Annotated in this window: 15 protein-coding genes; 10 read left to right on the top strand and 5 right to left on the bottom strand. The window is 64.2% G+C overall.

Going from position 1 to position 21,077, the window contains the following annotated elements; translation table 11 throughout:
• Nucleotides 1-264: 264 nt before the first annotated feature.
• Together OIU19_RS01015 and aldA are read left to right on the top strand one after the other, a co-directional pair.
• Nucleotides 265-2,457 carry a PQQ-dependent dehydrogenase, methanol/ethanol family gene (locus OIU19_RS01015; RefSeq protein WP_372353273.1) on the top strand — a complete coding sequence of 731 codons (2,193 nt, stop codon included), beginning with the start codon at nt 265-267 and terminating at the stop codon, nt 2,455-2,457.
• Nucleotides 2,458-2,464: 7 nt separating this feature from the next.
• Entirely contained in the window at nt 2,465-3,898 is a 1,434-nt protein-coding gene (gene aldA, locus OIU19_RS01020; protein ID WP_264232706.1) for an aldehyde dehydrogenase, read from the top strand.
• Nucleotides 3,899-4,502: 604 nt separating this feature from the next.
• On the opposite strand, the gene OIU19_RS01025 is transcribed toward aldA, so the two are convergent.
• The 3 genes from OIU19_RS01025 to OIU19_RS01035 form a co-directional block, all read right to left on the bottom strand.
• On the bottom strand, nt 4,503-6,428 hold the full coding sequence (locus OIU19_RS01025; RefSeq protein WP_264232709.1) for a sigma-54-dependent Fis family transcriptional regulator: 1,926 nt from the start codon (nt 6,426-6,428) through the stop codon (nt 4,503-4,505).
• A gap of 173 nt (nt 6,429-6,601) precedes the next feature.
• The gene (locus tag OIU19_RS01030; protein ID WP_264232710.1) at nt 6,602-8,137 is read right to left on the bottom strand and encodes an FAD-dependent oxidoreductase; all 1,536 of its coding nucleotides are present in this window, start codon (nt 8,135-8,137) and stop codon (nt 6,602-6,604) included.
• 137 nt (nt 8,138-8,274) lie between these two features.
• Nucleotides 8,275-9,603, bottom strand: coding sequence for an MFS transporter (locus tag OIU19_RS01035; protein WP_264232712.1), 1,329 nt, complete (start codon nt 9,601-9,603; stop codon nt 8,275-8,277).
• 162 nt (nt 9,604-9,765) lie between these two features.
• Between OIU19_RS01035 and OIU19_RS01040 the strand changes: the two genes are divergently transcribed.
• Both OIU19_RS01040 and OIU19_RS01045 read left to right on the top strand, forming a co-directional pair.
• Complete coding sequence (locus OIU19_RS01040) at nt 9,766-10,866, top strand: sugar diacid recognition domain-containing protein (protein WP_264232714.1); 1,101 nt, start codon at nt 9,766-9,768, stop codon at nt 10,864-10,866.
• 176 nt (nt 10,867-11,042) lie between these two features.
• The gene (locus tag OIU19_RS01045) at nt 11,043-12,182 is read left to right on the top strand and encodes a glycerate kinase (protein WP_264232716.1); all 1,140 of its coding nucleotides are present in this window, start codon (nt 11,043-11,045) and stop codon (nt 12,180-12,182) included.
• 3 nt (nt 12,183-12,185) lie between these two features.
• Here the strand turns inward: OIU19_RS01045 and OIU19_RS01050 are convergent, their stop codons facing one another.
• Together OIU19_RS01050 and OIU19_RS01055 are read right to left on the bottom strand one after the other, a co-directional pair.
• Nucleotides 12,186-13,376, bottom strand: a complete 1,191-nt coding sequence (locus OIU19_RS01050) for an MFS transporter (protein WP_264232718.1) — start codon at nt 13,374-13,376, stop codon at nt 12,186-12,188.
• A 36-nt stretch (nt 13,377-13,412) separates the two neighbouring features.
• Nucleotides 13,413-14,663: a 3-deoxy-7-phosphoheptulonate synthase gene (locus tag OIU19_RS01055; protein ID WP_264232720.1), complete on the bottom strand. Its 1,251-nt coding sequence runs from the start codon at nt 14,661-14,663 to the stop codon at nt 13,413-13,415.
• A 295-nt stretch (nt 14,664-14,958) separates the two neighbouring features.
• Here OIU19_RS01055 and OIU19_RS01060 point away from each other — a divergent pair, with 295 nt between their 5' ends.
• From OIU19_RS01060 to OIU19_RS01085, 6 genes are read left to right on the top strand one after another with little or no spacing between them, the layout of a single operon-like run.
• Nucleotides 14,959-16,275, top strand: a complete 1,317-nt coding sequence (locus OIU19_RS01060; RefSeq protein WP_264232722.1) for a phenylacetate--CoA ligase family protein — start codon at nt 14,959-14,961, stop codon at nt 16,273-16,275.
• On the top strand, nt 16,272-18,014 hold the full coding sequence (locus tag OIU19_RS01065) for a prenyltransferase/squalene oxidase repeat-containing protein (RefSeq protein ID WP_264232724.1): 1,743 nt from the start codon (nt 16,272-16,274) through the stop codon (nt 18,012-18,014). The genes OIU19_RS01060 and OIU19_RS01065 overlap by 4 nt, the downstream gene beginning before the upstream one ends.
• 10 nt (nt 18,015-18,024) lie before the next feature.
• Nucleotides 18,025-18,432: a hypothetical protein gene (locus tag OIU19_RS01070; RefSeq protein WP_264232726.1), complete on the top strand. Its 408-nt coding sequence runs from the start codon at nt 18,025-18,027 to the stop codon at nt 18,430-18,432.
• Nucleotides 18,429-18,713 carry an acyl carrier protein gene (locus OIU19_RS01075; RefSeq protein WP_264232728.1) on the top strand — a complete coding sequence of 95 codons (285 nt, stop codon included), beginning with the start codon at nt 18,429-18,431 and terminating at the stop codon, nt 18,711-18,713. The genes OIU19_RS01070 and OIU19_RS01075 overlap by 4 nt, the downstream gene beginning before the upstream one ends.
• Nucleotides 18,710-19,702 (top strand): AMP-binding protein, encoded by a 993-nt coding sequence (locus OIU19_RS01080; protein WP_264232730.1) that lies wholly within the window; start codon nt 18,710-18,712, stop codon nt 19,700-19,702. Before OIU19_RS01075 ends, OIU19_RS01080 begins: the two co-directional genes overlap by 4 nt.
• A complete protein-coding gene (locus tag OIU19_RS01085) occupies nt 19,689-21,074 on the top strand; it encodes an amidase (protein ID WP_264232732.1) in 1,386 nt (461 codons plus the stop codon). Before OIU19_RS01080 ends, OIU19_RS01085 begins: the two co-directional genes overlap by 14 nt.
• The last annotated feature ends 3 nt before the right edge of the window (nt 21,075-21,077 follow it).

Here is a 21,077-nt window from a genome sequence, read left to right on the forward strand (position 1 = left end):
GTTTTACACACATCCTGCAGGCTTTGAAAGGGTGCTGGGCTTGACGCTTCAACTGTGACCAAGGGCATGACACACCTGTGTCAGGTCTGCGCCAGGTGCGTCAGCGATGGCTCAGTGTGGTCGCAGGCAATGTGCTCAAGGTGTACGCACAGACCGCTCTGGCTCGGCGTTTCAGGGCAATCGCGCGACGCTGGCACAGGCGTTGCTCCTGCTGTTGTCGACAGCCCTGAGCTTTCGCCAATAACAAGAAACGGAGATCCGCCGATGACCAGATCAGGCCCGCACCGCCGGCCCCTGCCCAGTGCCTTGATGACCACCGCAGGCTGCGCCTTGTTCGCCCTGGCCTGCCTGAGCCCGGCCTATGCCGCCCAGGTCGACGGCCAGCGCATCATCGATGCCGACAAGGAGCCCGGCAACTGGATGAGCCACGGCCGCACCTACGATGAGCAGCGCTACAGCCCGCTGAAGAACATCACCGATGCCAACGTCAACCAACTGGGCCTGGCCTGGAGCTACAAGCTCGACCTCGATCGCGGGGTGGAAGCCACGCCCATTGTGGTCGATGGGGTGATGTACACCACTGGCCCGTTCTCGGTGGTCTACGCCTTGGATGCACGCAACGGCAAGCTGTTGTGGAAGTACGACCCGCAATCGGACCGCCACCGCGCCGGCGAAGCCTGCTGCGATGCGGTCAACCGCGGCGTGGCGGTGTGGCAGGGCAAGGTCTATGTCGGCGTGCTGGACGGGCGCCTGGAAGCGATCGATGCCAAGACCGGCAAGCGCGTCTGGTCGGTCGACACGCGCAACGACGACAAGCGCAGCTACACCATCACCGGCGCCCCGCGGGTGGTCAACGGCAAGGTGGTGATCGGCAACGGTGGCGCCGAGTTCGGCGTGCGTGGCTATGTCACCGCCTATGACGCCGAGACCGGCAAACAGGCCTGGCGTTTCTTCACCGTGCCGGGCGACCCCAAGCTGCCACCGGAAGACAAGGCCATGGAGATTGCCAGCAAAACCTGGCACGGTGATGCCTTCGTCGAGCAGGGCGGCGGCGGTACCGCCTGGGATTCGTTTGCCTATGACCCAGAGCTGAACCTGTTGTACATCGGCGTTGGCAATGGCTCGACCTGGGACCCGAAATGGCGCAGCCAGGCCAAGGGCGACAACCTGTTCCTGTCTTCGATCGTGGCGATCAACGCCGATACTGGCGAGTACGCCTGGCACTACCAGACCACCCCCGGCGACGCTTGGGACTTCACCGCCACCCAGCACATGATCCTCGCCGAGCTGCCGATCAACGGCCAGCAGCGCAAGGTGCTGATGCAGGCCCCGAAAAACGGCTTCTTCTACGTGCTCGACCGGGCCACCGGTGAGCTGTTGTCGGCCAAGAACATCGTGCCGGTGAACTGGGCCAAGGGCATCGACATGAAAACCGGCCGGCCAATCTTCGATGACCAGGCCGCCGCCTACTGGAAAGACGGCAAACGCAAGCTGGTGACGCCAGCGTTCTGGGGGGCGCATGACTGGCACCCGATGTCCTACAACCCCAACACTGGGCTGGTGTACATCCCGGCGCACATCATGTCGGCCTACTACGAGCACATCCCCGAGGCGCCCAAGCGCAACCCGTTCAAGAGCGTGTACCAGCTCGGCCTGCGTACCGGGATGATGCCTGAAGGCCCGGATGGCCTGCTGGACATGGCCAAGACCTGGTCGGGCAAGCTGATCGCCTGGGACCCGGTCAAGCAAGCAGCGGCCTGGGAAGTGCCCTACATCACTATCTTCAACGGCGGCACCCTGAGCACCGCCGGCAACCTGGTGTTTGAGGGCAGCGCCGATGGCCGGGTGATTGCCTATGCCGCCGACAGTGGCAAGAAACTCTGGGAATCGCCCGCTGCCAGCGGGGTGATGGCCGCACCCATTACCTATTCGGTGGACGGCGAACAGTACGTGACCTTCATGGCCGGCTGGGGCGGAGCGTTCTCGACCTTCGCCGGCGCGCTGTCGCTGCGCGCCGGGGTGCAGCCGTTCTCCCAGGTGCTGACCTACAAGATTGGCGGCAACGCGGTGCTGCGCGAACCGCCACCTCCGGCCGATGCGCCTGAGCCGCCCGCGCTTAGCGCCGATGAGCAGACCGTGGCGGCCGGCGCTGCGCTGTATGACGGCAACTGCTCACAGTGCCACGGCATTCATGCGGTGAGCGGCGGGGTATTGCCGGACTTGCGCAAGCTGACGCCGGAAAAACACCAGATGTTCCTCGGCATCCTCTATGGCGGCCGGGTGCCAGATGGCATGCCGTCGTTCGCCGATGCGCTCAAACCTGAGCAGGTGGAGCAGGTGCATCAATACCTGATCAAGCGCGCCCATGACCTCAAAGGCGAAGGCACTGCCTGGCAGCGCTTCAGCGCCAAGCCAAGCGCCGCTACGCCGCTGGCTGACAACAACCCCAAGGAGTGAGACGACCATGCACGACGCGATCTATCAAAACTACATCGACAACGCCTTTGTCGCCAGTGAGCAACTGATCGAGGTGTTCAACCCGGCCAATGGCCAGTTACTGGCCAGGGTGCCTGAATCTTCCAACGAGCAGGTCGAGCGGGCAATTGCCGCAGCTCGCCAGGCGCAAAAGGGTTGGGCGGCCAAGCCTGCAATCGAACGCGCAGGCTACCTGCGCCAGATCGCCGCCAAGGTGCGCGCCAATGCCGAGCGCTTGGCCCGCACGATCACCCAGGAGCAGGGCAAGGTTGCCGGCTTGGCCATGGTAGAGGTGAACTTCACTGCCGATTACCTGGATTACATGGCCGAATGGGCGCGCCGCCTGGAAGGTGAGGTACTGACCAGCGACCGCGCCAACGAACACATCTTCCTGCTACGCAAGCCCTTGGGCGTTGTGGCCGGGATCCTGCCCTGGAATTTTCCCTTCTTCCTTATCGCGCGCAAGATGGCGCCGGCCTTGCTGACTGGCAACACCATCGTCATCAAACCTAGCGAGGAGACACCGATCAACTGCTATGAATTCGCCAAGCTGGTCGCTGAAACCGACTTGCCGGCTGGGGTGTTCAACGTCGTCGGCGGCAGCGGTGCCAGTGTCGGCCAGGGGTTGAGCAGCCATGCCGGTATCGACCTGGTGAGCTTCACCGGGAGCGTGGCCACTGGCGCGCGGATCATGGCGGCGGCAGCGCCGAACATCACCAAGCTCAACCTTGAGCTCGGCGGCAAGGCGCCAGCCATCGTCCTGGCAGACGCCGATCTGGACCTGGCAGTGCGCGCCATCGTTGCCTCGCGGGTGATCAATACCGGCCAGGTGTGCAACTGCGCTGAGCGCGTGTATGTGCAGCGCGGGGTGGCCGATGCGTTCATCGACAAAGTCGCCCATGCCATGGCCGCCACCCGCTATGGCGACCCATCCAAGGACAGTGCTCTGGACATGGGCCCACTGGTCAACCAGGCCGGCCTGGACAAGGTCGCGCAGATGGTGCGTACCGCCGTTGGCCAGGGCGCTCAATTGGTGACGGGCGGGCAGGTGGCGGACCTAGGGGAGGGTTTCCACTATCAGCCGACGGTGCTGGCCGGATGTGCGGCGGACATGGAGATCATGCGCAAAGAGATTTTCGGCCCGGTGTTGCCGATCCAGGTAATCGATGACCTTGACCAGGCCATCGCGCTGGCCAACGACAGCGAGTACGGATTGACCTCGTCGATCTATACCCGCGATCTCAATGCAGCGCTCAAGGCCAGCCGCGAGCTTGATTTTGGCGAGACCTATATCAATCGGGAGAACTTCGAGGCCATGCAGGGCTTCCACGCCGGGACGCGCAAGTCGGGGATCGGTGGGGCGGATGGCAAGCATGGCTTGTATGAATACACCCGTACCCAGGTGGTCTATATCCAAGGCTGATCCTACTGGCCTCTTCGCGGGCAAGCCCGCTCCCACAGGGTCAGTACAAACCTTACGACTGGCGCTGTGCCTGTGGGGGCGGGCTTGCCCGCGAAGAGGCCGGCCCAGTCAATCGACCAGGTTCGGCGGTACGATCCCGTAGTGTTTCACTGGCGATAAAGCGTCGAGCGCCATTCGTAATATTCGCGCTGTGCCTGTGGGAGCGGGCTTGCCCGCGAAGAGGCCGGCCCAGTCAACCGACCAGGTTCGGCGGTACGATCCCGTAGCGTTTCACTGGCGATAAAGCGTCGAGCGCCATTCGTAATATTCGCGCTACCCCTGTGGGAGCGGGCTTGCCCGCGAAGAGGCCGGCCCGGTCAATCGACCAGGTTCGGCGGTACGATTCCGTAGCGTTTCACTGGCGATAAAGCGTCGAGCGCCATTCGTAATATTCGCGCTGCCCCTGTGGGAGCGGGCTTGCCCGCGAAGAGGCCGGCCCGGTCAATCGACCAGGTTCGGCGGTACGATTCCGTAGCGTTTCACTGGCGATAAAGCGTCCAGCGCCATTGGTAATATTCGCGCTACCCCTGTGGGAGCGGGCTTGCCCGCGAAGAGGCCGGCCCAGTCAATCGACCAGGTTCGGCGGTATGATCCCGTAGCGTTTCATCTTGCGATAAAGGGTCGAGCGGGAAATACCCGCCGCCTCGGCCGCCGAACTGATATTCCACCGCTGGTTACGCAGAACACCCAGCAGATGCCTGGCTTCGGTATCCTCGACCTGGTCGCCAAGGCGCAGCGGCAGGGCAGGCGCTACCCGCGCAACTGGCCGGGTGAACAGCTCTTCTGGCAAGCAATCGCACTCGATCAGCCCATCCTCGGCCAAAGCCAGCGCATAGCGCAGGGTATTGAGCAACTGGCGTACGTTTCCCGGCCACGCATACCCCTCAAGACACTGCCGAGCCTCGTCACTGAGACGAACCCTGGCGCCTCCCGGCAAGCGCGCCAACACCCGTTCGATCAACTGCCCACGATCGCTACGCTCGCGCAGCGCCGGCAAGCACACGCGCATCCCGCACAAGCGATAGTACAGATCCTCGCGAAAACGCTTCTCGCCAATCATTGCGCTGAGGTCCTGGTGCGTTGCAGACACCACCTGGATATCCAAGGCAACAGCAGTCTCGGCGCCCAACGGCTGCAATTCGCGCTCGGCCAGCACCCGCAGCAGACGCGTCTGCAGGTGTGCGGGCATGTCGCCAATCTCATCGAGGAACAACGTGCCGCCATTGGCCAGTTCCAATTTGCCCTTCATGCCTTTGCGATTGGCGCCGGTAAAGCTGCCGCTGCGATAGCCAAACAGCTCGCTCTCGATCAACGATTCGGGGATCGCCGCGCAGTTGAGGGCGACGAACGGCCCGGCATGACGCTGACTGGCCTGGTGGATAGCGCGGGCGAATGCTTCTTTGCCGGTGCCCGTTTCGCCGGTGATGAGGATGCAGATGTCTTTGTCCAGCACCTTGCGCAGGCGGCGCACGCCTTGTTGCAGCTGGGCATCGCCACCGGCCAGTTGTTCAAGGTCCGGGTGGCTCGGCACTGCAGCGGGCCGACTGGGTTTTGCCTGCTGGCCGTAGCCCGCCGGCACGCGCAGGCCAACTTCGATGATGTGCTCACTGTTCGGCGCGCGCAGCTGGGTGCCGCGCGCGCCACCGCGAGTGAGATCCAGCAGCTCATCGATGGTGGCCGGCAACAGCTGCTCGATGCGCTGGCCTAGCAGTTGGCCGGGCTGAGCGAGAAACGCTGCGCGGTTGGCGCCGATCACCCGGCCGCCTTCGTCCAGCGCGAGCAATTGCTCGTTGGCAAGATCAGTAATGTCGTCATGCGCTTTCAGCGCCAGGGTCAGGCGATCGCGGTAGCACTGGCGAAAATGGGTGTTTTCGATCAGCCGCGCATACAGCATCACCAGGTGCAGGGTCAGGTGCTGGGCTTGCTTGGGGCCTTCGTTGTGCAGGCAGGTGGCGTTCAGGCAGCCGAGCAACTGGTTCTGCGCATCGAAAATCGGTGATACCGAGCAACTGAGCCGGGCATTGGCCGCCAGAAAGTGCTCTTGGCGGTGGATGGTCAGTGCCTGCTCCGAGGCCAATGCAGTACCGATACCGTTGGTGCCAGCGATCGACTCATCCCAGCGCGCCCCGACGATCAACCCGGCGCGGGTATAGCGTTGCGGGTCCTGGGGCAGGCGGGCGTCGAGGGTGATGCCATCGGCATCGCTGAGCAGCACCGCGAAACCGGCGTCGACCACGCGCCGGGCCAGGCCGTTGACACCTTGGCCGGCGATGCTCAGGTATGCCTGGTGCTGGGCTTGGTGCTGACGGATCTCGGCGGCGCTGAGGATATTGTCGACATGGCGCAGGCTAGGGTCGAGGCGGTGCTGGTTGATACTGCGGTACCAGGACTCGGCAATCAGCGCCTCGGGCGCCAGGCCGCGTTCGGCGAAATGGCAGTCGATAAAGGCGGCCAGTTCACTGGCGCGGGTGTCAGCGGTGTGCGCGGGCATGGGCGCTTTCCGTATTGTCGTTGTCTGGGGCCGCTTCGAATGGCGGATTAGAGGGAAACCATAGCTGGTTGTGGCCAAGGGTGCACGGGCGCAGTGGGCGTGTTGGTAGTTACGCCGCCACAACAATCGTGTGGGAGCGGGCTTGCCCCGCGATGGCGCCAGTACTGGCAACCTCAACCCTCAGGCCAAACGTCGATCAACTCCCGCGCATCTTTGCTTGATAGGGGCCGCTTCATGCGCTGCGACAAGACCGCCATCGCCCGCCCGTAACCCTTGGCGATCACGGCCTCGACCTGGTCATCGATACACTGCAAGGCAATGAAATCGCCTTGCTCCGGCTCACCGACATACTCGATCCGGTTCCAGTTGCGGCCATGCCCGAGCACTTCATAGGTTCGCCCATGCTGATAGGTCCAGAAGAACGGCACGTCGTCATAGCGGCTACGCTCGCCAAGCATATTGGCCGCAGCGATCACTCCGTGCTGCTGGGCCAGACGCCAGTGTTCGATACGCACTGGCTGGCCAGCGAGGGGGAAGGTGGCGATGTCGCCGGCGGCCCATAGGCCCTCTGCCGCCAGCATGCGCGCATCTACCAGCAGCGAATGATCGTCAGCCAACTGCACGCCCTGGATGAACCCGGTGGCCGGTTTCACTCCGGTGCCTAGCAGCACCAACGAGGTCGGCAAGCGTTCGCCATTGGCCAGCAGCACGGCTTCGACCTTGTCGCTGCCCTCGATGCGTTCAACCTCGGTCGGGCCATGGAAGATCACGCCCTTGCGTTGGTGCAGCTCGCGGATGCTGCGCCCAATCCGCTCGCCCAGTTGCTTGGCCAATGGCACCTGGTGACGGCTCACCACATGCACTTGCATCCCGTACTTGCGCAGGGCCGAGGCCGCTTCCAGGCCAATGAAACCGTCACCGACGATCACCACTGGTTGGCCTGGCTCGGCGCTGTCGAGCAGGTGCGCGGCATCGTCACGCGAGCGCAACACGCACACACCGCTCAATTGCACCCCAGCGATAGCGGGCCGCAGCGGTTTGCCGCCGGTGGCCAGCAGCGCGTGGTCATAGTCGATGCGCTGGCCGTCGGCGAGGAGCACCTGGCGTTTGCCGGTATCGAGCAGTCGCACCTTGCCGTGCACACGTAGCAGATGGCCTTGGCGCAGGTCATCCGCCTCCAGCAAGGCTGGAACTTCATCAGGCGACATTTCGCCGGCAATGACGAATTTGCTCAGCGAGGTTCGATCGTAGGCGGGTTGGCGCTCTTGATCGATCCACACCAGGCGGCCGCCAAAACCTCGGCCGAGTAGGGTGGCAACGGCCGCGCAGCCCGCAGCGCCGGCACCGATGACCACGAAGCAACGCGCATCACTGTGCCGCGGGGGCTGCGATTCGGGCAGCGGCTGGTCGTCGACCCAGACCTCACCGCCTTTGACCTGGGTGGGGTAACGGCGCAGGTCGCACAGGGCGGGGGGCTCGCAGACGGCCCCTTCATCCACCGCGAAGGCGGCCTTGTGCCAGGGGCAGATCAACAGCCCACCGTATACCGTGCCTTCTTCGAGGGGTGCGCCGGCATGCGGGCAGTTGGCCTGGTAGGCGTGTACCTGGTCACCCTGGCGGAGCAGGATCACCTCTTCACTGCCCACCTGTACGCGCAGGGGGCGCTGTTGTTCGAGCCGTTCTAGGCGGGCCACGGCGTGCTGAGTCATGAGCGTTCTCCAAGGACCTTGTGGGTCATTGGACGCCTCTGCCGGGAGGAGGGTGCAGTGAACTGACGATTGGACGGGGCAGGGGCTAAAACGGCAAGTGTGCGGGCAAGTCGTGAGCGGCTTGCCCGCAAAATGCTTTAGTTGGCGCGAGCGGCCTTCAGCGCACCGCTACGGGTAACGCGCAACGCCACCAGGCTGCCGACCACGATCAAGCCGGCCAGCGAGTACAGCGCTGCATCGGTGGAACCGGTCTGGTCCTTGATGAAGCCCACCAGGTACGGGCTGAGAAAGCCCGCCATCTGCCCCACCGAGTTGATGATCGCCAGCCCCGCGACGGCAGCCCCGGCGCTGAGCAGCGCGGTAGGCATCGGCCAGAACATCGGCAGGCCAGTCAGCGCGCCCATGGTGGCAATCGACAGGCCAAGGATGGCGATGGTCGGGTTGGCGGCGAAGTTCACCGCGATCAGCAGGCCGATGGCGCCCATCAGCATCGGCACCACCAAGTGCCAGCGACGCTCGTTGCGCAGGTCAGCCGAGCGGCCCACGATGATCATGAACACGCCCGCCAGCAGGTACGGAATGGCGCTCAGCCAGCCAATCAGCAGCGGGTTGTCGAAGCCCATGTTCTTGATGATCGATGGCAGCCAGAAGTTGATCGCGTAGACCCCGCTCTGGATGCAGAAATAGACGAAACCGAAGGTCCAGATCAGCGGATTGGTCAACACCGACAGCACGCTGTCGCCACTGGTGGCCGGCTTGCTGGCCGCATCGGCCTTGAGGTCGGCTTCGATCAGTTGGCGCTCGGCCGGGCTCAGCCAGGCGGCTTTGTGGTAGCCATCGCTGAGCAGCTTTATCGCCAGGATCCCCAGCACTACGGTTGGCAGACCCTGGATCAGGAACATCCACTGCCAGCCGGCCAGGCCATGTTGCCCGGCAGCGAAGTGTTCCAGGATCCAGCCGGAGAACGGCCCGCCAAGCAGGCCGGAAACCGGAATCGCCGACATGAACAGGGCCATGATCCGCCCACGTCTATCCGCCGGGAACCAGCGCGAGAGGTACAGTACCACGCCTGGGAAGAAGCCCGCTTCCGCGGCGCCGGTGAGCAGGCGCAGGGCATAGAACTCGGTGGGGGTGGTGACGAACAGCAGGCAGGTCGAGAGGCTGCCCCAGGCGATCATCATCACCGCGATCCAGCGCCGTGGGCCGAAGCGGTTGAGCGCCAGGTTGCTGGGCAGGCCGCACAGCACGTAGCCGATGAAGAAGATCCCGGCGCCGAGGCCGTAGACGGTTTCACTGAATTTCAGTGCGTCGAGCATCTGCAGCTTGGCAAAGCCGACGTTGACGCGGTCCAGGTAGTTGAACAGGTAGCAGATGAATATGAACGGAATCAACCGCAGGGTGATGCGCCGGTATAGCGCGTTGCGGCTGATGTCTTGGCCTTGGTCAGGGGCAGGGCTGTGTGCCATGATCGGGTTCTCTGTTGTTATGGTTGTCGCCGCGTCGCCTGTGCCGGCGCTCGCCCTGACGAGTCTCGGGGACCGCGGCGCGACTGTCTTTGTGCTTTTGCACAGGTCGGTGCGCTGGCTGCTGTGCTGCGGCCCAAATCCTATCACTGCAAGGATCGTTGAATGTTCGAACTGGACCATGACCTGGCGCAGGACATCGTCGATCGGGCGATGGCCATCTTGCCGTGCAACGTCAACGTCATGGACAGTCAGGGCCTGATCCTGGGCAGTGGCGAGCCGGAGCGGATCAATACCCGCCACGAGGGCGCGCAGTTGGTACTGGCCAACGGGCGTATCGTCGAGCTGGACGGTGAAGCGGCCAAGTGCCTCAAAGGCGTGCAACCTGGGGTGAACCTGCCATTGATGCTCGATGGTCGCTTGATCGGCGTGCTCGGCCTGACTGGCGATCCGCAGCAGCTGCGCACCTTCGGCGAATTGGTGCGCATGACCGCCGAGATGCTGCTTGCCCAGCGCCACCTGCAAGTCGAGCAGCAATGGCGGCGTCAGCGCTGTGATGATCTGCTGGCCTTGCTGCTGGGCGGTAGCGGCGACTCCACGCGGTTGCTGGACGAGGCCCAGCAGTTGGGCCTGAAACCACAACTGGCGCGGGTGCCGTGCCTGTTCGAGCTGCACTCCGGGCCACCGGCCGAGGCACTGTCGGCCTGGCTGATGAGCCGTTACCCAGACAGCTGGTGCGTCAGCCCCGCACGCGAGTCGTTGCTGTGGTGCCGGCCAGCCGGGTTGGTGTTGGACGAGCAGCGTTTGCTCGAGCGTTTGCAGCGCCACGGCTGGCAGGTGCAGCGCCTGGCCCTGGGGCAACCGGCGCAGAGCCTGGAGCAGTTGCGCAAAGGCTATCGGCGAGTACGTGACCTGTTGGCCTATGGCCGCGAGGTATTGCCTGGCGAGCGGCTGCTGAGCCTGGCGCGTTACCGTCTGCCGACCTTGCTCTGGCGCCACCGCAACGATGATGCCTTGGATGAGCTGCTTGAGCCGTTGCAGCGGATTCGCGCCAAGGATGCCAGCGGCCAGCTACTGGCGACCCTGCGCGCCTGGTGCGCGCATGATGGGCAGAGCCAGGCCTGTGCCGAGGCGCTGGGGATTCATCGCAATAGCCTGCGCTACCGCCTGGAGCGCATCGCCGAGCTGAGCGAGGTCGACCCGCAGCGTCTGGAAGGGATGCTGAGTTTGTACTTGGGACTGCAATTGTTACCTGTGCAGGAATAGCTCGGCTGATTATCGTGGCAGCGGGCTTGCCCCGCGATGAGGTCAGCCCAAGCAACCCCAAACACCCGTGCAAAGGCATATGCCCAAACAACCCAGCCAGGCTTTTGTGCATCCGACCGAGGCCCCTGCGCGGCGCAACTGTCAGCATGCGGGCTATCTGGATCAGGAGAATCCCCATGAAAGTCGTTATCGCCCCCGATTCGTTCAAGGACAGCCTCGACGCTGCCGGTGTCGCCCGCGCCATTGCCAGCGGCCTGGCCGAGGTCTGGCCGCACGCCGACTACGTTGAATGCCCGATGGCCGACGGCGGCGAGGGCACCATGGAGGCGATCCTGGCCGCAAGCCAGGGCGAATTGCGTCGGCAACGGGTTCGGGGACCACTGGGCGACAGCGTCGAAGCCGGCTGGGGTTGGCTTGCGCAAAGCCGCACCGCGATCATCGAAATGGCCCAGGCCAGCGGCCTGCAACTGGTGCCGACCGGTCAGCGCGATGCTTGTCGCAGCAGCACCTGGGGCACTGGCGAACTGATTGCGGCGGCCCTGGCGGCCGGTGCGCGGCGGATCGTCCTGGCCATCGGCGGCAGTGCCACCAATGACGGCGGCAGCGGCATGCTGCGTGCGCTTGGCCTGCGCCTATTGGATGGCAACGGCCAGCCGCTCGCCGAGGGCGGCCTGGCCCTGGCGCAGCTGGCGCGGATCGACGCCAGCGACCTCGACCCGCGTCTGGCCGAAGTACAGGTCGAGGTCGCGGCAGACGTCGACAATCCGCTGTGCGGACCTAACGGCGCGTCGGCCATCTTTGGCCCGCAGAAGGGCGCAAGCCCTGACCAGGTGCAGGCGCTGGACCATGCCCTGGGCCACTTTGCCGATCACTGTGTGCCACTGCTGGGTGAAGATGTACGTGACTTTCCAGGGTGTGGCGCGGCCGGCGGCATGGGTTTTGCGGCCAAGGCGTTCATGGGCGCGCGTTTCCGCCCCGGGGTCGAAGTGGTGGCCGAGCTGGCCGGTTTGGATGCGCTGGTCCAGGGGGCTGATCTGGTGATTACCGGTGAAGGCCGATTCGATGCGCAGACCCTGCGCGGCAAAACCCCGATGGGCGTAGCCCGGGTCGCCAAGCGCCACGGCGTGCCGGTGGTAGTGCTCGCCGGCACCTTGGGCGACGGCTATCAGCAACTGTACGCCCACGGTATCGATGCCGCCTTTGCCTTGGCCAGTGGCCCGATGACCCTGGAGCAAGCCTGTGCCAATGCACCTGAGCTGCTGCGGGCTCGCGCCAGTGACATCGCCAGACTGTGGCGCTGCGCCCGCCAAGGCTGAAGATCAGCGCTGCGGTTCGGCATCCGTAGTGGGTGCCGGATCAGGCGCTGCCTGTGCGGCCAGTGCCAGCAGCGCGATCAGCGCCGCGCCAACCCCAGCCAGGGGCAGGTAGGACAAGCCCAGGTGAGTGATCAACCCGCCACCAATGGCCCCACCCACTGCTGTGCCCAGGTTGAACGCGGCGATACTCAGGCCAGAGGCTACGCCGGTGGCATTGGGGGCCAAGGTTTTAGCCAGGTTGAGCAGACGCAAGGTCGAAAGGGTGACAATGGCGAAGAACAGCGCGCCGAGCACGCCGACCAAAACTAGCACCGCCCACGCGTAATGCTTGGCGACGTACAACAGCGCCAAGCTGGCGGCGAGCAAGCTCAGGGCAGCCATCAGGCAGCGCGTGCTGTCGTAGCGATCGGCGACATAGCCGCCCAGCAGGTTGCCAAGGATCGTGCAGGCCCCGAACATCAGCATCGCCAGCCCCAGCAGCTGCACGCTTCCCTTGGTCACCTCCAGCACAAACGGTGACACGTAGGTAAAGAATGAGAACACCGCCACGCTGACCAACATGGCAATCCCCGCAGCCGACAGCAGCGCGGTATGCATGATTGCCGCCAGACCGGCCATCGGGCCACCCTGCGCGGCAGTCTGTGGCGCGCCCCCGCTGGGCATCAGCCGCAGCAGCCCAATCACGCTGAACAAGCCCAGCACACCCAGCACGACAAAAATTACTCGCCACGACCAGAAGCTACCCAGCACCGTGCCAAGCGGCACACCCAGCGCTAACGACAAGGTCAGGCCAATCCACACCACCGACAGCGCGCGGCCGGCGCGCGCCGGCTCGACCAGTTTGACTGCAACGTTGGAGGCAACGGCCATGAACACCCCATGGGCCAGGCCAATCAGAAAGCGCAGCACGTATAGAGCCAGTAGTTGATCGACCTTGGCCAGCAGCAAACTGCCCAGGCCGAGCACCGCCAGGGTCAAGAGCAATACCGAGCGATCGCGCCAGGTCACCAGTAGCGCGGTGACAATTGGCGCGCCAATGGCAGCGCCCAAGGCATAGGCGGCAATCGCCGAGCCTACGGCAGTGATGGGGCTGCCAAGATCCTCAGCCATGGCCCAGACCAGGCCAGCGACGACGAATTCAGACAGGCCGAACGCGAAAGTGCACAGCGAAAAAACGTAAATGACGATAGGCATTGGTGTATCAGACTCATCCTTGAGTGAAGGAAAAGGTTAACGGATGTTGGCGTTGCATGCGAGGCGATCGAGGCTGACCCGCCGCGCCAGCTCCAGGGCTTGCTCGCCATTGAGGCGTGGATCGACCTTGCTCAGGTAGCGCTGGCCGAGGTCGCTCGGCTGCAGATCGGCGGGGCCGCCGAGGCATTCGGTGACCGCCTCGCCGGTCATTTCCAGGTGCAGGCCGCCGAGGATCGAGCCGTGCCGGGCATGCACCCGGAAGGCCATGGCGATTTCCGCGAGGATGTCGTCGAAGGCGCGGGTCTTGGTGGCACAGGGCAGGGTGCGGGTGTTGCCGTGCATGGGGTCGCACAGCCACAACACCTTGGCATCGGCGCGCTTTAGCGCATCGATCAGCGCACCTAGACGCTCGCCCAGCAACAGCGCGCCCATGCGGTGGATCAGGGTCAATCGGCCTGGCTGATTGCCCGGATTGAGCCGCTCGACCAACTGCAGCAAGTCACTGGCCGTGGTGTCGGCACCGACCTTGACCGCCAGCGGGTTGTCCACCCCACGCAGGTACTCCACATGGGCGCCGTCGGGCTGGGCGGTGCGCAGGCCGATCCAGGGCAGGTGGGTGGACTGGTTGAGCCAGCGGCCATCGGCCTGTTGGCGGGTCAGGCTTTGCTCATATTCGAGCAGCAGCGCCTCATGGGAGATGAATAGGCTTCGCTCGGCCAGGTTGTCGCTGTGCATGATGGCCTGGATCGCCCTGGCATGCTCCAGGGTACTGGCGGAGTGGGCGTAGGCCTGTAGCAAGCGGGCAGGATCAGCCCGGCGTGCCTGCGGGCAGAACTCGGCTTGGTTGACGATATCGCCGCGATAGACCGGCAAGCTCAGGCCAGCACGGGTCTCGATATCACTGGAACGCGGTTTGGCATATTGCCCAGCCAAGCGGCCGATCTTGATCACCGGCCGTTGCAGGCCGGGCATCAGCGCCTGGCTCATGTTCTCCATCAGTACCAGCAGGCGCTTGAGCGCGGCGGGGTCGGTGTCGGCAAAAGCCTCGGCGCAGTCGCCGCCTTGCAGGACGAAGGCATGGCCCTGTTGCGCCTGAGCCAAGCGGGCTTTGAGCAGGTCGATTGATTGCGCACTGACCAGCGTCGCAGCCCGGCGCAGGCTGGCAGTGGCCTGGCGCAAGCCTTGCACATCGGCATAGTGCGGTTGCTGGGCGGCGTTGTATTCGCGCCATGAATCGGGTGTCCAGGCCGTCTGGCCGTCCAGCACCTGGGCGCATGTGCTCAACATGATCTGTGTCTCCCTGAATGATCGTCGCTCAATCTGCAAGTGCTGCAGGTGGCGGCGATAGTGCGCAGTGACGACACAGCTTGGGAAATACAATAAACGTCTTTATCTGATACGTGGCCACCACCCCCGTGGCGTCGGCAGATGGTTATTTTTTGTCCTCGCTTCCTACGCTAAATCCTTGTATTTCAAGGGCAACTAATACTTCGCGACTCTCACCGCAGGATCGAAAATAGTATTTTACTCAGCGCAGGCACTCGCCAATTCTCGTCGCGACTTATTCGAGAGGGGCGGGTCGATGTTAGTTCACACGGATCATGATTACGCTGTCGTTAAGGACGCCGAAAGCGAACTTCGACAGCAACTTGGGCGCATGCCCGAACAGGCTTTTTATACCGGCAAGTTGCACGCGGCCTGGGAGCGTGCTCGGGCCAGCACCTTCTACAGGGATTTGCCAGCCTTCAGCCTGGCAGCCTTTCACCAGCTGCAACCAACCGCCAAGGCCTGCCTCAAGGCACGGCCACTGGACTTTTGCACCGTAGGCCTTGGCGCCGCCGCCAAGTACTACGCCACCACCGGTACCACGGGTGAGCCGACGCCTACCCCGCGCCTGAAACAGGACATCATCTGGAACGCCATCAGCGTTGCCAGTCACTGGCGCTCGCTGTTACCGGCCGGGGCACGGGTGGCCAACCTGATGCCCTCGGACATCGTCCCAGTCGGTGACCTGATCGCCAATGTCTGCGAATACCTGGATGTCTCCCATGTGCGGCTGTACCCGTTCACCACCGGCATCACCGACTGGGAACGGGTGTGCAAGACCTTCGCCACCTACCAACCTACGGTATTGTTCATCGCCCCAGGCGTACTGGTGCAACTGACCCGGTACCTGAAGCAGCGCGACATGCTCGACGGCTTCGCCCAGTCGGTGCGGTCGATCATGCTGTTGGGCGAGGTCAACACCCAGCCGTTTCGCCAGCGCCTGGCGCGTTGGTGGCAGTGCCAGGTGTTCGACGCAAGCTACGGCAGCACCGAGACCGGCACCTTGGCGGCGGTGGGCGACGATCAAGTGATGCGCCTGGCCACTGCGACCAACTACTTCGAACTGCTGCTGGCCGATGGCCGCGTGGTCGCGCCAGCCCAAGGCCTGACTGGGCGTTTGCTGGTCACGCCGCTCAATCTCTACGCCCGGCCGCTCCTGCGCCTGGACACCGGCGACAGTGTCACCATCACCGGTGGCTGTGAGCCGGGGCAGATCAGCCCGACCCTGCTGATCAATGGCCGCGACAATGACAGTGTCACGGTCAGCGGTGTCGGCCTGGAAATTCGGGCAGTGGAAGAGGTGGTGTACGGCAGCTGCGACGCGACCGGCTACATGATCGAAGTCGACCGTGACAGCGACACCGCGGCACTGATCCTGGAGCGTGATGTACGTTGGGACAATGACCAGGAGACTGCCTTGCAGCAGCACCTGCAAGCCCAGTCCGAAGCGCGGATGCGCCTGCGCTGGAGCCGCATCCTGTTCGTCAACAATCTCTCGGCCCTGAGCAAGAGCGGCGCCTCGCAGAAAAGCTGGAAGAAAACCAACCTGCGCTTTGTCGGTGGCCAGCAATGAGCGAGCGTTTGCTGCAACAGCCGCGCTTCCCGCAAGGGCGAGGCCTGGCTAACCATCAACCGGATTTGTGGTGCACCTACGCGGCGATCCGCAGCCTGGCCTGGATCGAGCGGCTTCCCAGCGCGAATGTGGCGCAGCTACAGGCCTATATCCAGTCTCGGCGCAACCGTGATGGCGGCTATGCCTGGAGCAAGGGCATGCCGTCCGATGCCTGGGCGACATTCTATTGCACCGAAACACTCAAGGATCTCGCCGCACCGGTCGATCAGCGCGAGGCCACAGCGCAGTGGATCCATACCCTGTTCGATGGCGACGCCTATGCCATGTGCCCAGGGCAAACCGCAGATGCCTGGGCAACGCACTATGCACTGCGCACCTTGTTGGACGTGTGCAATGGTCAGGTACACGACGCCGACGCCCTGTACCGCTGGCTCGACGGCTTGCAGTGCGCTAACGGCGGCCTGAGCTGGTCAGCTGATTTCGCCAAGCGTGATGTGGCCGATACCCGCGCCTGCTTCTATGGCGTGATGGCCGCCCGCGCCCTTGAACGAGCGGGCCTGCGCGCACCGGCCTGGGACCGGCCGCGGCTGATCGGCTGGCTGCAGGCGCAACAAGTCGAGGCAGGCGGCTTTCGCTTCAGCGAGACGGCGCAATCGCCGTGCTTGTGGGCGACCTATCGCGCCACCGCAAGCCTGGCCGAACTCAACGCGCAGCCGCTGGACCGACAGCGCTGCGTGAACTGGATCGAGGCCTTGCGTGGGCCAAGCGGCGGATTCGTGCGTTGGCAGGGTTATGACGGCGAGGATGTCTGGGCGGTGTTCTGCGCCGTGGGCTCGCTCAAGGCGATGGGCCAACCGGTTGAGCATATGGCCGATGCGCTGGCGTCGTTCATCGCTACCCTGGCCATGCCCCAGGGTGGCTACAGCTACCGTGAAGTGAGCAGCGCCGCCGATGTCTTGAGCACCGCAGCGGGCCTGCTCGGCAATGGCCTTGGCGATGATGATCGTGATGCTGCACTGCGCTGGATCGAAGGCTGCCAGATGCCCAATGAAGCCGGCATCATGTACATGCCCGGGCGTGGCGCCGAGCTGCGCTGTACTGCCTGGGGCCTGGCCGCTGGGGCGTTTGCCGAGCAGCCAAGGGCGCGCCAGGCCATCGGCCAGTGGCTGGCCTCGTTACAGAACCCCGATGGTGGTTTCGGTTTCTGGGAAGGGCGTGGCTCGGATCTGGTCTCCAGCGCCTCGGCGGTGTCGATCCTGCAAGCGCTGAACGACAGTGCCGGGGTGGATCTGCCCGGCCTGGAACGCTTCGTGCGCAGCTGTGGCCGCGAAGAGGGCGGTGTAATTGCCTATTCGGCCTATCCGCGAGGCCAGTCGTCCTTGCGCGCGGGGTTGCAGGCTTTGGGCTGCCTGGCCTATCTCGGCCTGGAGGTGAAGGCCGAGGCCGCGACACTGCTCGCCGCGCACAAAGTACGCCAGGGAGGGTTTGCCAATCTGGGCCAGCGTATCCCTGATTTGCTCAGCACCTATCAGGCCCTGGCGTTGTCGCTCGCCCTTGAGTTGCCGATCGATATTCCGCACCTGGTTTTTTTCCTCGACAAGGTCGGCACTGGGCAGGGCTTTGCCTGGTCGCCGTTGTACCTGGAGGGCCAGGACCCACTGTCTGCCTGTCTGGGCCAGCTATTGCTGGCGTTGGTCAACGGCGCACGTACGCAGCTACCCAACCTCCACCTCTCCTAAGGACCGGCCCATGCCCACCATTACTGTCGCCTGCGCGCCGTTGGCGCTGATCGAGCGTAAGCGCATCGCCCTAGGCTTCACCCGGGTGCTCAAGGGGCTCGGCGCCGACCCTGCGCACTGCATGGTGTTCTTCGCCCCCTTGCCGCTGGATTGCGTGTTCAGCGCCGGCATGCCACTGCCCAGCGTCGATCGCCAAGGCAAGCCTGCGCAATTTCACCTGCGCATCACCTGCTCGGAAGAGCGCGACGCGCTCGCCCAGCAGGTGCTGGCCGACGGCTTGTATGCCGCGCTACGCGCCACTTACAGCGGCGCATTCATTTACTTGCAATTCGACCCCATCGCGCCTGCACAGGTGTTCTACAGCGCAGGTTCAGCGCTGATCAACGCAGGCTCACCACAAGGAAGCACACGCTCGTGAATACCCCCTCTATTGAACAGCGCATTCGTCACACGCTTGAGCAACTGCTCGGCGCCGAGGTCGCCAGCCTTGATCGCCACGCCAGTTTCCGCGATTTCATTGGTGAGCGCTTCGATAGCCTGATGGCGGTCGAAGTGATTACCGCGATCGAGCAGTGCTTTGAGATCGAAGTGGACTACCTCAGCGACGACGTGCGCTTTTGGTTCGAGACCCTGGACAAGATGCAGCGCTTCGTCGCGCAAAAGCTCGAGGACCAACTGACTTTGCAGGCCAGCGTGTGAGCCAGCACCAGCTGTTTCAGACCTCCGGCTCCAGCGGGGCGCCGCGGCACTGGTTGCGCAGCCATGCGCAGATGGTCTGCGAGGCGCGCTTGATCTACCAGCGCTGGGCGGCGGATGCCGGCGAGATTATCTCGTTTGCCCCGGCGAGCCACAGCTACGGCAAGATCCTCGGCGAGTTCGGCGCAAGCGTGAGCGGCGCGCCGGTGCAGTTTTGCTCGATGGAACAGCAACAACTGCCAAGGCTCGACGGCACAGGGCATTGCGTGATCCTGGCGATCGCCAGCACTTGGCGCCTGCTGCCGGGGCTGCTGGCCAGGCTAGTGGGCAACCGCCAGGTGCTGGTCCTGCACAGTGCCTCATCGTTGCCACCGGATGCCTTGGCCATCGTGCAGCGCTTTGCCGGGCCGAAGGTGCGTTTCGTCGAGCTGCTGGGTTCGACCGAAACCGGTGCCATGGCGTTTCGGCAGCTCGATGGGCAGAGCACGGCCGATCAGCCCTGGACCTTGCTCGACGATGTCGAACTGCTGACCCCGGCAGGGCAACCGGCGCCGCTTGAAGTGGCCAGCCCGCGCATCGCCTGTGAGCAAGGCCAGGCTACCGCTGCCAGCCACCGCTGCGACGACTTGGTTCAGCCACTGGATGCCAGGCGCTTCCAGTGGCTCGGCCGGGTCAGCAGCCTGATCAAGGTCAACGGCCTGCGCGTCGATCTGGCAAGACTGGGCAGTGAGCTGAGTAGTCATCTCGGCTGTCCGGCGTTGGCCTGCGTGCCGGTGCGCGACGCCCTGCGCGCCGAGGCTTATGAACTGTTGTTTTGCTCCAGTTCGCTGACCGAGCGCGAAGTACTGGGTGCTTTTACCGAACTGCTGCCTGCCACCCCGCGCCCGCTCGCGGTGCGGCGGGTCGCGCATCTGCCGCTTTCTGCAACCGGCAAGCCGCAACCCTGGGCGGCTGCCTCTTCTGTCAAGGAATACACCGATGCCACACGTTAAAACCGAAGATGCCATTGCCGCTTACTTGGCCAACTGCGGCGCCGATCCGTCGCGTGGCCGGCAGCCGCCGCAGTACCTGGCACTGAGCCTGCGCGAGCGCCACGCACGCCTGGAAGCCAACCCGGCGCTGGCCGCTGAATGGGCTAGCCAGTACGAGCAATGGTCAGTGCATGCCGATAACCATTATCGCTGCCTGGTCAGTAGCCGAGCGGTCGCCGCGCCGTGGTATCGCCTGGGCGTCAAGGACACGGTCGACGTTGCCGGCCTGCCCACCCGCCTGGGCCTGCGCAGCTACCGCCATTACCCGTCGCGCAGCGCCGAGGCGCTAACCTGGCTGGACCCGCGCGTGGCGCTGACCTGCAAGGTCACTACCACCGAGCTGAACATTGCCTTTGGTGGCGGTTGTCGCAACCCGCGTTTCCCTACTATCGACCCTTCAGGCTCCAGCACGGGCTCGGCGGTGTCGGTTGCAGCGGGGCTGTGTGATATCTCGTTGGGCACCGACGTACTCGGCTCGGTACGTTGGCCTGCATCACACAACGGCATGGTCGGCCTGCGCATGACGCAAAAGGCCCAGAGCCTGGCCGGGGTGTTCCCGCTGTCGCCCCGCATGGATGCCTTGGGCTGGGTGACACGCACCGCTGACGACCTCGACTTCCTGTTTCCCTTGCTGGGCATTGAAGGCCTGCTCGGCGAGCAGCAACCCCTCAAACCGCAATACCAGGTCGGCTTTCTCAGCCATGTGCACGAGCCGGGCCTGACCAGCGCGCAGATGCTGGCCATGCTCGACAAGACCCGCCATGCCATGACTGAGCTGGGCATGCGCCAAAGCGAGGTGCAGATGCCTGAACTGTGGGCCTGCCGTGGCGACGCCTGGCAGCTGTGCGCACGCGATGCCTGGCTGGCTTCGGCAGCCTGGCAGCAGGCCTTCGACTGTGAGCTGCACTGGTCGACGCAAAGCGCCCTGGCCGTAGGCGCCGGGGTGAGCGACAGCGAATACCAGCGTATTCACCAGCGCATGGACCAGATTCGTGGCGGGATTGACGCCTGGTTCGACGCCGCCCAGGTCGACTTCGTGGTGTTCCCGATGGACCCCAACCGGCCATTCGACCTGCGTCATCCGCAGCCCGGCGACTCGACCATCCCGTCGCCAGCAGACGCCGACTACGCGCAGAAAATCAGTTTTACCCCGCTGGCCAGCTTCAGCGGTCTGCCGGCGATCACCGTGCCGATCAGCCAGAGCACGGATGGCAAGGCGGCGCTGGCGGTGCAGATTATGGGTCGACGCGACAGTGAACGGCAGTTGCTGGATATCGCCAAGCGCTTGCAAGCGCTGGTCGGCCTGGTGCCGGCAGACACCCAGGCTCAGTAGGAG

The sequence above is a fragment of the Pseudomonas sp. BT-42-2 genome (genome assembly GCF_025847435.2).
Classification (GTDB): Bacteria; Pseudomonadota; Gammaproteobacteria; order Pseudomonadales; family Pseudomonadaceae; genus Aquipseudomonas; species Aquipseudomonas urmiensis.